9 protein-coding genes and 1 pseudogene are annotated in these 12,916 nt (G+C 69.2%); 1 reads left to right on the top strand and 9 read right to left on the bottom strand.

Annotated features, from left to right (window positions below):
- Positions 1-667 precede the first annotated feature (667 nt).
- Both C475_RS22180 and C475_RS04740 read right to left on the bottom strand, forming a co-directional pair.
- A pseudogene (locus C475_RS22180) lies at positions 668-916 on the bottom strand (family 4 glycosyl hydrolase); the annotation flags it as partial.
- Positions 917-955: 39 nt separating this feature from the next.
- Positions 956-2,743, bottom strand: a complete 1,788-nt coding sequence (locus C475_RS04740; RefSeq protein WP_161625165.1) for a hybrid sensor histidine kinase/response regulator — start codon at positions 2,741-2,743, stop codon at positions 956-958.
- Between the two features lie 119 nt (positions 2,744-2,862).
- On the opposite strand from C475_RS04740, the gene C475_RS04735 reads away from it, so the two are divergent.
- On the top strand, positions 2,863-3,048 hold the full coding sequence (locus C475_RS04735; protein ID WP_006882635.1) for a hypothetical protein: 186 nt from the start codon (positions 2,863-2,865) through the stop codon (positions 3,046-3,048).
- Here the strand turns inward: C475_RS04735 and C475_RS04730 are convergent.
- The 7 genes from C475_RS04730 to C475_RS04700 form a co-directional block, all read right to left on the bottom strand.
- Entirely contained in the window at positions 3,020-3,574 is a 555-nt protein-coding gene (locus C475_RS04730; protein ID WP_006882634.1) for an HTH domain-containing protein, read from the bottom strand. The two genes, C475_RS04735 and C475_RS04730, sit on opposite strands and share 29 nt — an antisense overlap.
- Before the next feature lie 151 nt (positions 3,575-3,725).
- The gene (ppk1, locus tag C475_RS04725; RefSeq protein ID WP_006882633.1) at positions 3,726-6,452 is read right to left on the bottom strand and encodes a polyphosphate kinase 1; all 2,727 of its coding nucleotides are present in this window, start codon (positions 6,450-6,452) and stop codon (positions 3,726-3,728) included.
- The gene (locus C475_RS04720; protein WP_006882632.1) at positions 6,452-7,147 is read right to left on the bottom strand and encodes a metallophosphoesterase family protein; all 696 of its coding nucleotides are present in this window, start codon (positions 7,145-7,147) and stop codon (positions 6,452-6,454) included. The genes ppk1 and C475_RS04720 overlap by 1 nt, the downstream gene beginning before the upstream one ends.
- Positions 7,148-7,579: 432 nt before the next feature.
- On the bottom strand, positions 7,580-9,238 hold the full coding sequence (locus C475_RS04715) for an oligopeptide/dipeptide ABC transporter ATP-binding protein (protein ID WP_006882631.1): 1,659 nt from the start codon (positions 9,236-9,238) through the stop codon (positions 7,580-7,582).
- The gene (locus tag C475_RS04710; RefSeq protein ID WP_006882630.1) at positions 9,235-10,413 is read right to left on the bottom strand and encodes an ABC transporter ATP-binding protein; all 1,179 of its coding nucleotides are present in this window, start codon (positions 10,411-10,413) and stop codon (positions 9,235-9,237) included. The genes C475_RS04715 and C475_RS04710 overlap by 4 nt, the downstream gene beginning before the upstream one ends.
- Positions 10,410-11,870, bottom strand: coding sequence for an ABC transporter permease (locus C475_RS04705; protein WP_006882629.1), 1,461 nt, complete (start codon positions 11,868-11,870; stop codon positions 10,410-10,412). Before C475_RS04705 ends, C475_RS04710 begins: the two co-directional genes overlap by 4 nt.
- Before the next feature lies 1 nt (position 11,871).
- Positions 11,872-12,891, bottom strand: a complete 1,020-nt coding sequence (locus C475_RS04700; protein ID WP_006882628.1) for an ABC transporter permease — start codon at positions 12,889-12,891, stop codon at positions 11,872-11,874.
- Positions 12,892-12,916 lie beyond the last annotated feature (25 nt).

Raw genomic sequence — 12,916 nt, 5'->3', positions numbered from 1 at the left:
CGACGCTCGCGTCGCCGACCGCCGCCGCGGCCTCGGCTTTCAACGTCGCCGGTTGAGACGACGGCACGTTGCCTGCGCCGGCGAGCGTCGCTTCGTTGCCCGCGCCGGCGAGCGTTCCATGTGTGTTCGACCCGCCCACGACGGGCGGGACCGCTGCAAATACCACCAACAGTGCACACCACAGTGCCCCAATCCGGTGTAGTGACCCCATGGCACCGACAAACTTACCGATTGCATATATTTGTTTTCCCGACTACAAGTATGGCCGATGATTANCCCCAATCCGGTGTAGTGACCCCATGGCACCGACAAACTTACCGATTGCATATATTTGTTTTCCCGACTACAAGTATGGCCGATGATTATCGTGATGGTACACGTGAGTGTCGTACCAGGCGTATCCCGCTGCCCGAAACCTGGGGGAGTATCAGGACGCGCCCTGGAACGCCCTCGCGTCGACCGCTATCTAGGGGCCCGCCTCCGACCATCCCTTCAGTGCGGACCACGCGGCTGCGCTACTGGGATAGCAACGAATATCAATATTCGAGCGTATCGCTGGGCAGTTCGTGACAGGTGAGATCGGATAGACAGGTCTGGGGGTCGGAAGACGAATGACGGAGTTTCCATCAAGAATTCGGCGGATCGTAGACAGCTGTGAACTCCCGCGTTACTCCGGGTCGGGCAGGCACTCGGCGTTGGCGCCCAGCAGGCCGTCGACCATCGCGTCGATCGCGTCCAAGTCGAGCGCCGCGGCGGTGAGGGGATCGAACTCGATCGCTCGCCGGAGCGCGGTCTCGTCGCTGTCGAGGCCGGCCCGAACGGCCTGCTCCTGCACACCGATGTTCGTGCGGTTCAGCGCCGCCAGCCAGCCGGGGAGGTCGCCGGCCGTCGTGGAGTGGATACCGGAGCGGTCGGTGACAGCGGTGGTCCCGTCGCGCTCGTTCGACGCTGCCGGTCAGTCGGGTCGCTCTTCGGCCACGGAGACGCCACGGATTTCGAGGCGAGCGCCCCCCGCGGCGCTTTCCGTCGGGGAGATCGTCCACCCGTGGGCGTCGACGATTCTGTCGACGATCGCCAAGCCGTAGCCGGTCCCGCCGTCAGCCGTCGAGTAGCCCATCTCGAACAGCGACGCCGTGTCGGCATCGTCGAAGCCCGGGCCGTCGTCTTCGACGTAGAATCCGTCGTCGAGGGCGCCGATCCGGACCGTCACGTCGGCGCCGCCGTGTTCGATAGCGTTCGGGAGGAGATTCCCCAGGAGTTGCTGGAACCGGCTCGGGTCGGCCCGAAACTGCAGGTTCGACTCGACGACGAGCCGCGCTTCCCCCGCATCGACGGTTCGCCAGCACTGTCCGGTCGCTGTCGCGAGGTCGACGGTGTCGAACGCCCCGAGTTCCTCGCCGGACTTGGCGAGCATCAGCAGGTCCTCGATCAGGTCTTCACACCGCGTGAGTGCCCGTTCGATCGTGTCGAAGTGCTCCCCGTCGTCGTCCCGTCGAACCAGTTCCAGCCGTCCGGACGCGACAGTCAGCGGGTTCCGAAGGTCGTGGCTGACGACCTGTGCGAACGTCTCGAGCTGTTCGTTTTGCCGCTGTAGCTCCTGCTCGGTCCGCTTTTGCTCGGTGACGTCTTGCGACACCGCCAACCCCGTGATGATCTCACCGTCGTCGTCCCGCACCGGCAGCGTCTTGATCCGGTAGTGTTTGCCCTGGAAGCGCTGCTCGAAGGTGTGTTCCGTGCCTTCGAGAGCCGCTCGGTAGTACTCGGCGAGTTCCGACGCGATATCTCCGGGGAACAGATCGAACGGTGTCTGACCCGCGAAATCGCCCGCCGAGAGACCGACTTCCGACAGCTCACCGCCGCCGGCCAGCGTGTATCCGAGGTCCTCGTCGAACAGGAACACCCCTATCTCGGGCAGGTGATCCACGAGCGTCTCGTACTGCGCCCGAACCGAGCGCAGCTCGGTCTGCCGTGCCTCCCGGTCGGTGATATCACGCGTGGTGCCGAGCGCGAACGCCTCCCCGGTCGATCGTTCGGTTCGGGTGAACCGGAGTTCGAGCGTCCGGCCCGGCTCCGGAACGGAAGGGCGGATCCGCAACTGTACGTCGTCGGCCTCCCCGGCGAGCACCCGGTCGACGCCGTCCCGTATCCGTTCGACTTCGGGCTCCGAGAGCACGCCCGTTTCGGAGAGGTGAGAGAGCGTGTTTCCCACCCACTGCCCTTCAGGCCCCGGTTCGTACGACGCCACCCGGAAGTTGACGAACCGAATCCGGTAGTCGCGGTCGAGGACGTAGACCCCCTCCTGCATGTTCTCCAGGACGGTCCGTTGCCAGGTCACCTGTTGTCGTGCGCGGTAGCTGGCCACCGCGTTGGTGATGCGGTTCGCGAGGAGCGGGTACTGTTCGTTCCCGCCCTCTGTTCGAACGTACTCGGTCACGCCCATCGAGACGGCCCGACTGGCCACTTCATCGCTGGCTTCACCCGAGAACAGGACGAACGGGAGCTCCGGATGATCCGCGCGGACGGTCTGCAACGCTTCGAGACCGGTCCCGTCTGGCATCTCGTAGTCGGACACGACGCAGTCGAAGTCCTCGGCGGCGAGTCGTTCGTGCCCCTCCTCGGAGGTCGTCGCGGTGGTCACGGTGAACTGTTCGTCGGCCGCTTCGAGGTGGGGTCGGGCGACCGACAGGAACCCCTGTTTATCACCGAAATGAAGAATGCGAATTGGTCGGGTCGAATCGAACACGAGAGAACCCTTGTACACCCATCTAACGGCGATAGTCGTAATAAGTCCGCGGGTCGAAAGTGGTTGTACATCTGTTATCTCGGGGACGGTCCGGGGAGCCACTGCCCTTCCTCGGCCGGATGGTCCGTATCTACACGACGGCGCGACTGGGGCTCGCGGGCCGGGTCTCCGACGACGTGGAGCGGCTACTGGGCCGGCCACCGCGGGACGTGGCGGCGTTCGTCGCCGACTACGCCGAAGGGTTTCGGCCCGCGGGAGCGGCCGACCGCGACCGCGTCACGGCGTCCGAACGGTCGGGACGGTAGCGTCCGCGGCCGACTCGACGGTCGGCCCGTCCGCCGGACGCTCGACGACCGCGGCCCCGTCGCCGCGGTCATCGTCGACACCGGCGTCCTCGTCGAGCCGGCGCAGTCGGTCGGCGACCGAGCAGATGGCCTCGCCGGTGCTGTAGGGGGCGACGTGGACCAACTCGTCGCCGTCGTACTCGGCGAGACAGGTGACCGGCAGCCGGAGGGCGGTGTACTCCTCCCCGGTCAGCGACGAGGAGACCTCCCGGGTCTCGAAGAACGGGCCCATCGAGACGCCGCGCTCGTCGGCCCACGCCCGGAAGTCCGCGACCCGGTCGAGGACGCACTTGCCGGTCGGCGTTCGCCGGGCGCGCGTCGAGAGTTCGATCTCCGAGCCCCAGACGGTGACGGAGGCCTCGTCGACCCGGTCGGCGGCTTCGAGGGCTCTGACCCGGTCGGCGTGGCGGGGTGCGGGCGTCTCCGTGGGCGACAGCGAGCGGACGAACAGTGCGACCGAACGCGCGGGGGAGCTTGCGGTGGGCATGGGTGGGCGTCACGCGACGACTCGACCGCCGACATCTAATAATTTCCTGCGATCGGTACGTTATTTCACAGTAATCTATATAGTCACCGGACAGGCGGCGCGCCGTCGGGGTCGGGTCGGGGCGCGGTCGAGCGTCCCGTCGCTCGGGGCGTCAGTCGCGATACCGTTCGACCGCGCTGGCGGCGCCCTCGGCGGTCTTCCGGTAGACGGTCTCGTCGGGCGTCCGGACGGCGAAGGCGTAGTGGTCGCTGTCCGGGCGGTACCAGGCGTCGGGGTTCTCCGAGAGCGCGGCCGGGAGGTCGCCGTTCGCCGCGACCGCCGACCCCGACCCGTCTGGCTCGACGACGGTCGTCGGCCCGTCGCCGTCGACCGGCGCCTCCGGCGAATCTGTCGCTTCGTTCGCCGAGCCGCCGGCGTCGAGGCCGTCGTCGTCGCTGTCGCCGGTCTCTGCACTCGCGTCGTCCTCCGCCGGCCGGCCGGAATCGCGGCCGACCGCGTCGACGAGGAGATCGGTCTCGTCGAAGGCGTCGGCGGGGATCCCGCGGTCCACGTCGTCGTCGGTCGCGGCCCGGCGGGCCTGGTCCATGAGGACTTCCTGGGTACTGATCTCGGGTTCGCCGGGGTCGGGCTGGCGCTGTTCGTAGGTGCCGTCGGCGTTCATCTCCCAGCGCTTGCGGTTGTCGGACAGCACGAGTTCGAGGACGAACCGCAGTTGCTCGCGGATGTCGGGGTCCTCGACGGGCGCGACGGCCTCGACCCGGCTGTCGAGGTTGCGCGTCATCCAGTCGGCCGACCCGATGTAGTACTCGGGATGGCCGCCCGGCGCGTCGGCGGGCAGGTCCGGGTCGCGCGCCCCGTTCTCGAAGTAGTAGATCCGCGAGTGTTCGAGGAAGCGGCCGACGACGCTGTAGACGTCGACGTTCTCGCTGACCCCCTCGATCCCAGGCCGGAGCCGACAGATGTCCCGGACGATCAGGTCGACGTCGACGCCGGCCATCCCGGCCTCGTACAGTTCGGCCACCAGATCCGGGTCCTCCAGGGCGTTGACCTTCGCGACGATGCGCGCCTCGCGGTCCTCGCGAGCGTGGTCGGCCTCCCGGCGGACGTACTCCGTCAGCCGGTCGCGCATCGTGACCGGGGCGATCAGCAGCTTGCGGAACTGCTCGTCCAGCGACGGCCCGGTGAAGAAGTTGAACACCTTCACCAGGTCCTGCCCGATGTCGCGGTCGGCGGTGAGCAGCCCGAGGTCGACGTAGCCCTTGGCCGTCTCGGAGTGGTAGTTCCCGGTCGAGACGTGGCTGTACAACTCGACGCCGTCGTCTTCCTCCCGGACGACGAGGGCGGTCTTGGTGTGGGTCTTCAGGCCGACGGTGCCGTAGGCGACGTGGATGCCGTTCTCCTCCAGCCGGCGGACCCACTCGAGGTTGTTCTGCTCGTCGAAGCGGGCTTTCAGCTCGACCATCACCGCGACCTGCTTGCCGTTGTCGGCGGCGTCGATGAGCGACTGGATCACCTGCGAGTCGCTGGCGGTCCGGTAGATGGCCGCCTTGATCGCGAGCACGTCCGGGTCGGCGGCGGCCTCGGCGAGGAAGCGCTGGACCGTGTCGGTAAAGGAGTGGTAGGGGTGGTGCAGGAGGATGTCGTCTTCGCGGATGCGCGAGAAGATGTCCGTCTCGTCGCCGGCCTCGCCGAGCGGCGTGCGCTCGCGCTGGAGTCGCGGATGGGGCTGGGGCGTCCACTCCGGCAGCTTCAGCTCCGGTCGGTCGAGGTCGAGCAGGCGCGTGAACTCCCGGTAGTCGAGCGGGCCCGGCTGCTCGAACACCTCCCGCTCGTCGAGGTCGAGCTGCTCGACCAGGGTGGTGCGGGCCCGCTCGGACATCCCGGCCTCGACTTCGAGGCGGACGACCGTGGCGAACCGGCGCTGTTCGAGCACCTCCTCGATCATGTCGATGAGGTCCTCGGCGACCTCCTCGTCGCGCCGGACCTCGGCGTTGCGGGTCAACCGAAAGAGCGACGCCTCGACCACCTCGACGTTCGGGAACAGCAGGTCGAGGTTCGCGCGGATCACGTCCTCGATGGGGACGTAGCGCTCGCCGTCGACCACCTCGACGAGCCGAGGGAGGTTCTGGGGGATCTTCACTCGCGTGAAGGTCGTCCCGTCGCCGTCGGTCTCGCGGGTGATCACCGCCAGCGAGAGGCTCAGGTTCGAGATGAACGGAAACGGGTGGGCGGGGTCGAAGGCGAGCGGCGTCAGCGTCGGCAGCACGGACCGCTCGAAGTAGTCGCGCATCGCCGCGCGCTCGTCGGCCGAGAGGTCGTCGTAATCGAGGACGTGGATGCCAGCGTCGGCCAGCGCCGGCCGGACGACCGACTCGTAACAGTCGGTCTGGCGGGCGAACATCGGCCGGGCGGCGTCGAGCACCGCCTCCCACTGCTCGGCGGGCGTGCGGCCGTCGACCGTCCGCTCGGTGACGCCCGCCTCGATCTGCTGTTTGAGCCCGCCGACCCGCTTCATGAAGAACTCGTCCATGTTGCGGGTGAAAATCGACAGGAAGCGCACTCGTTCGAGCAGGGGGTTGCGCTCGTCGATGGCCTCGTGGAGGACCCGGCGCTGGTAGGCCAGCTCGCTCAGCTCGCGGTTGAGGTAGAAGGCTGGGTCCGAGCGGTCGAAGCCCGCCTCGGCGTCGACGGTCTCGGCCCCGGCCGCCTCCGGGACGACGACCGTCCGGGCGTCACCGTCGGCAGTCACGTCCGGCGTCGTCGCTTCGTCGTTCGCGTCGGCAGTGCGTTCCTGGCCGCCCGCGTCGGTGGCGGTCGCCTCCTCGGTCGTGGTCGCGCCGCCGTCGGCGGCGTCGGCGTCTGAGTTGTCCGTCGGCATCAGTTGGGCATTCGCGGGGTGACGATGCTGTCCGAACTCCGCTCCTGGTAGGTCTCCTCGGGTTCGACGGTGAGGAACTCGCCGGATCCGACGTGGTAGGCGGTCAGCTCGCCGCCGTAGACGCAGCCGGTGTCGAGGCCGACAGCGCCGGCCGACTCGTAGGGCTCGGCCAGAACGGTGTGACCGAAGAACACGCGGGGGCTGTCGGCGTACTCCTCGAACCAGAAGGGCCGGTCGTAGCTGCCGTCGGGAGTCAGCGAACGCATCGTCAGCAGTTCCGCGGGGTCGTGGTCGCCCAGCGACTTGCGCGGGTCGACCCCGCCGTGGACGACGAGGTTGCCGTCCCAGGAGATGGCGTGGGGCAGCGACTCGATGTAGGCCCTATCCTCGCCGGTCAGCCCGGGGACCTCCTTGTCGCCGCGGACGATCTTCGCCTCGTTGTTGCCGCGAACGCTGACGACGGTGTCGCGCTCGCGCACGAACTCGACGACCCCGTGGCTGTCCGGTCCCTTCCGGATCAGGTCACCGACGACGACGAGCAGGGTGTCGTCGTCGGGGTCGATGCGGTCGACGAGCCGTTCGAGCGCCGACAGACAGCCGTGGACGTCGCCCACGACGTAGATGTCCTCCCACCGGTCGGCCTCGATCCGGTGGTGGCTGTCGCGTAGTTCGGCGAGCGCGCTGTCACCCGTCACTGGGCCTCACCCGTGGAACCGTCGGAGCTCATGAATAGAGGATTCCGACCGACTATGTAGGCGGTTTATATTACTGCTACCAGCGGGTACGTAGGTCTCAATAGTCGGATCGGAGCCGGCGACGCGTCGGCCGAGGAGTGAGAGCGGCCGACCGTCGACGGGCGCCGGACGCGTGGGGGACGCCGCGGCCGGCGACCACGGTCGCCGGCGTAGGGTGGTCGAGCGGCCCGAGGAAGCGACGGCCCGCCCGGGGTGCATGCCTGACAGCCCGCAACGCCATCGAGGTATCTCGACCGACGTGAAAAGAAGCTCGCTAAGAACGGCTCGTGGGACTACATAGGTCACCGGAACACTCCGGAGACGGGCATCGGTCGGGTCTGACCGGGTCGAACCTCGGTGACGGCCGCGGGCCCGCCGTCGGCGAACCCGCGGTCACCGCTCCCGGTCGGCGACGGTCTCGGCGACCCCGCGGTAGCCGTCCTCGCATCGGAGACACCGGCTCTCGCGCTCGCCGTCGCCGGTCGCGTACGCGTCGGGCACCTCCGTGTCGCAACGCGAGCCGAACGCTTCGCGTAGCCGGTCGGCGGCCGCGCGGTCGTCGCCGGACTTCGCGAGGTCGACGGCCTCGTCGACGGCCGCCTGCGCCGCCGACGGGAGGTCTCGGCCGTCGAAGAGGTCGGCCACGGCGTCGTCGATCGCCTCGGCGTCGACGGGCAGGCCGGCCAGCGCCCGCGCCCGTTCGACGACGGAGTCCTCCGACCGGGCGCGCGTCCGGAAGACGACCCGGAGTTCGTCGAGCGCCCGCCAGGTCGGTTCGCGGAGGTCGAACTCGTCGGAGCGGATCTTCGCCGGGCAGCGCGTCGCGAACGGACAGCCCGACGGCGGGTCCCGCGGGCTCGGCGGCGTCCCGCGCAGCGTCACCCGCTCGCCGTCCCACGGCGAGCCGCTGCCGGGGATCGCCGACAGCAGCGACAGCGTGTAGGGGTGGCTCGGGTCGGCGAACACCGCCTCGGTCGCCCCGAGTTCGACCACGTTGCCGAGGTACATCACCGCCACCCGGTCGGCGATGTGCCGGACGACGGAGAGGTCGTGGGCGATAAACAGGTACGTCAGCCCGAGGTCGGCCTGGATCTCCTCCAGCAGGTTGATGATCCGCGCCTGGACGCTCACGTCCAGCGCCGAGACCGGTTCGTCGAGGACGAGGAAGTCCGGTTCGAGCGCGAGCGCGCGGGCGATGCCGACCCGCTGGCGCTGGCCGCCGGAGAACTGGTGAGGGTACCGCCGGACGTGCTCCTCGCTGAGCCCGACGCGAGCGAGCAGTTCCTCGGCGCGGTCGCGGCGCAACTCGGCGACGGATTTGTCGACCCGCACCGACACCGTCGGGCGCTCGCCGCGGTCGACCGACACCGTCACCTCGTCGGTCGTCAGCGGGAGCCGCTCGCGGACCGACACTTCGTGGGTGCCGCCAGCGAGGTCGACCGTCACGTCCGGCCCGTCGTCGGGGTCGCCGGTGACGCTTGCGGCGTCGGACTCGCCGGCCGGACTCCCCGCGTCCGACGCCGCGCCGCCGCCGCGCTCGACGCGACCGCCGACGACCGGGCCGGACCCCGAAACCGTCGCCTCGGGGACGCCCTCGACGGCCACCGAGAGCCGCGGCCAGCCCTGGGCCTCCAGCGGTTCGCGGACGATCTGGCCGACGGTCTGGCGGTCGTTGAGGCTCTCGTCGGGGTCCTGGAACACCATGCCGACGCGGCGCTGCCACTCGGCGTCGCCGCCGTCGGTCACGTCCCGGCCCTCGACTTCGACGGTCCCGTCCGTCGCGTCCTCCAGACCGACGAGCGTCCGGCCGAGCGTCGTCTTGCCACAGCCCGACTCGCCGACGAGGCCGAGCGTCTCCCCCTCGAACAGGTCGAAGGAGACGCCGTCGACCGCCTTGACCGGCGGCGACCGCGAGAGCAGCGTCCGCTCGTCGTAGTAGGTCCGCAGGTCCCGCACCGACACCAGCCGGTCGCCCCGGACGGCCGCCGCCGGGTCGTCGTGGGTCGCGGCCACGTCGCGGCCGGTCCCTGTGCCCGTCGCTGGGTCGGTCATAGCTCACCACCCCCGTCGTCGATGTCGTCGACGCCGCCGGTCGCGCTCTGTCCGCTCGCGTCACCGGCCACACTGGTCTCTGTGGGCGCACCGCCGCCGTGGTCGACCGCGCCGTAGTTCGTGTTCTCGGCCGCCGGGGCGACCGAGCGCTCGTCGGGACCACCGCCGTCCGGTCCGTCGCCGAGCCCCGTCTCGTTCGGGTAGTTGTCGTCGTGTAACAGGCAGGCAGCGCTGCGGTCGACGCCCCCCTCACTCACGTCCTGGTGGTCGGGGTGGACCTCGACGCAGGCGCCGAACGCGTCGGGACACCGCGGGGCGAACCGACAGACCGTGGCCGGCCCGGTCGGCGTCGGCACCTCGCCGCCGATCGTCGGTAGCGTCTCCTCGGGCGGTGTTCGCCCGGGGATCGACCGCAGCAGCGCCCGCGTGTAGGGGTGCTGGGGGTTCTCGAACAGCACGTCGGTCGGTGCGCGTTCGACCACCTCGCCGGCGTAGATGACGTTGACGCGGTCCGTGGCGTCCTCGATGACCCCCATGTCGTGGGTGATGAACAGGATCGCCAGGTCCTCCTCGCGCTGCAACTCGGCGAGCAGGTCGAGGATCTGCGCCTGGATCGTCACGTCGAGCGCGGTCGTCGGCTCGTCGCAGACGAGCAGGTCGGGGTCGCAGGCCAGCGCCATCGCGATGACCGCCCGTTGGGCCATTCCGCCCGACAGCTGGTGGGGGTACTCCCCCACGCGGGTCGCCGCGTCGGGGATACCCACGTCTTCGAGGAGTTCGACCGCCCGGTCGCGGGCCTCGCGTCCGCGAAGGTCCTGATGGATCTTCAGGGCCTCGCGGATCTGGTTGCCGACGGTGTAGACGGGGTTCAGGGCGCTGCCGGGGTCCTGGAAGACGATGGCGATGTCCCCCCGGTGACGTTCCCAGTTGTCGTCGGTCAGGTCCTCGCCGCGGTAGCGGATCGACCCGTCCTCGATCGCGCCGGGGCTGTCGACCAGCCCGAGGATCGAGCGGGCGGTGACTGACTTGCCAGACCCGGACTCGCCGACGAGCCCGACGGTCTCGCCGGCGCGGACCTCGAAGGAGACGCCGTCGACGGCGTGGATCTCCTCGCGATCGGTGTGGAAGACCGTCCGCAGGTCCTCGACGGCCAGCAGGGGCTCGGCGTCGCTCACGCGCCACCACCCCGCCCGGCCGCGGCGCCGCCGGCGCTGTCGGATTGGGGGTCGATGGCGTCCCGGACCCCGTCGCCCAGCGCGTTGAACCCGGTGACGACGATCGTGATCAGGATGCCGGGGATGAGCGAGATGTGCCACGACCCGGTCGTGACGTAGTCCTGGCCGAGGTTGATCGCCCGGCCCCACTCGGGGGTGGGCGGGGAGACGCCCAGCCCAAGGAACGAGAGGCCGGCGATGGCGATGATCGCGCCGCCGAGGGTCATCGACCCGTAGATCAGCAGGTAGCCGGTGATGTACGGCAGCATGTGCCGGCGCATGATCACCCGCGGTTTCTGCCCGAAGCTGCGGGCGGCGTCGACCCACTGGCGCTGGGCGACCTGGAGCGCGGGGCCGCGGACCGACCGCCACATGTACGTCCAGCCGGTGCCGGCGAAGATGAGCGCGAGGACGAACGCGCCGCTGTAGATCCCCCCGATCCAGGTCTCGGCGAGCACCTGCGTGAGCATGATCAGCAACAGTAGTTGCGGCATCGCCATCACCGCGTCCGAGAGCAACACCATCCCCAGGTCGACCCGGCCGCGGTAGTAGGCGGCGACGAGCGCGAGCGAGGCGGCCAGCAGCGCGCTCAGGCCGACCGAGAGCACGCCGATGATCAGCGAGATGCGCGACCCGGTCGCGATGAAGGTGAACAGATCCCGCCCGGTGGGGAGCGTCCCGAACGGGTGATAGCGGTTGTAGTCGTCGTAGGTAAAGGGCATCACTCGCGAGTTGGTGCCGGTCGACTGGGACTGGAGGTTGGCCTGGCCGACCAGCGTCGTCTGGACTTCCCCGGTGTCGCTGTTCCAGTAGCTGAACTCGTTGGAGTACGACTCGCGCATGTTCTGTTCGACCGTCGTCGGGCCGAGCGCGGGCGCGAACACCGCCATGACGACGAACATGAACACGACGAGGAGCCCGAACTTCCCCCAGGTGTGCGAGCGGAAGCGGTCGACCACGTCGTCCCGCGGGCTCCAGTCGGTCGGGCGGATCTCCCGGCGGTAGAGCCGGTAGCCGAGGACCGCCCAGCCGGCCCAGGCGAAGGCGTAGCCGTAGACCAGCGCCACCCGCACCGCCCAGGCCAGCGCGGGCTCCAGGCCGAGGAACGTCCCGACCCACTGCTGGCCGTTCCAGTAGCCGCCGTTGGGGATCGTCTCCCGCGAGAGCAGCGTCGGCACCTCGCGGGCGGCCGACTGGGCGGCGTTGGCCCACTCGACCAGCGTCGCGACGGCCGGTTGGGCCGGCCCCAGCGGCGGGACGAACGCGAGGGAGTCCGCGACCATCCCGGTGAGGAAGGTCACGAGCGCGCCGGCTTCCATCGCGAACAGCGCGACGCCGGCGACGGCCCAGACGAGTATCGGCGACCCCGTCGGGCGGACGGTCGAGGCGCGTTCGGGGTCGGCCGTCGTGCCCGCCATCTCAGGCGCCCTCCAGCCCGACCCGGGGGTCGATGATCGTGTACAGCAGGTCCTGAACCAGGTTGATGCCGACGATGATGAGGATGAAGACGTACATGAGTGTGCCGACCAGCGGCAGGTCGCCCTGGATGGCCGCCCGGAAAAACAGCCAGCCGATGCCGTTGATGCCGAAGACGGTCTCGACGAGGACCGACCCGCCGATCAGCAGGAACGCCTCGCTGGTGATGATCGGCACCAGCGGCACCAGGGCGTTGCGCAGGACGTGTTTCCAGACTAGGGCGCGGTCGGAGACGCCCTTCGCCTTCGCCATGTCGACGAAGTCCTCGTTACGGACTTCGAGAACAGCCGTTCGACCGATCCGCATCTCGTTGCCCATCGACGCCGACCCGAGCACCAGGGCGGCGGGTAGCACCTTCTTGGTCGCCGCGAGGAAGCCGTCGACGGTCCCGATGCGGGACATGTCCGGGCTCCCCGAGATGGCGTCGATGGGGACGATCAGCTCCTGCCAGCTGACCCCGATCAGGCCCTGGAGACTGCCCAGGAGCGCCAGCAACATGATCGCCAGCCAGAAGTTCGGCATGGCGCGCCAGACGATGCCGCCGAACGACGCGAGGTAGTCGGCGGTCGTGTTCGAGCGCATGCCCGCGTAAAAGCCCAGGGGGACCCCGATGAGGACGGCGATGAGCACCGACCAGAAGCCGAGCCACAGCGTCCGCGGGAGGAAATCGAGGATCAGCGCGTTGACGCTCGACCCCTGGTAGAGCAGGAACGTCCGGCCCAGGTCGAAGGTGAGCAAGTTGGTCATGTACTCGATGTAGTGCTCCAGCGGCGGCGTGTTGAGCCCGAGCTGCTCCTGGGCGGCCTGGTAAGCCGCGGGGTTTCTGGTCTGGCCCTGGCTGAGCAGCCTGGTCGCGGGGTCGATGGGGCCCATGAAGATGATGAACCACGTCATCGTCGTGCCGAGCCAGACGACCGGGATCGCGAGCAGGAACCGCTTGACGACGTACGTCAGCCTGCTCACCCGCGGTCACCCCCGCGGGCCGTCC

Origin of the sequence: Halosimplex carlsbadense 2-9-1 (genome assembly GCF_000337455.1) — an archaeon.
In the GTDB taxonomy this organism is placed as follows: Archaea; Halobacteriota; Halobacteria; order Halobacteriales; family Haloarculaceae; genus Halosimplex; species Halosimplex carlsbadense.
The sequence above is the reverse complement of the archived record's forward strand: the minus strand, read 5'-3'. Positions and strand labels throughout refer to the sequence as shown.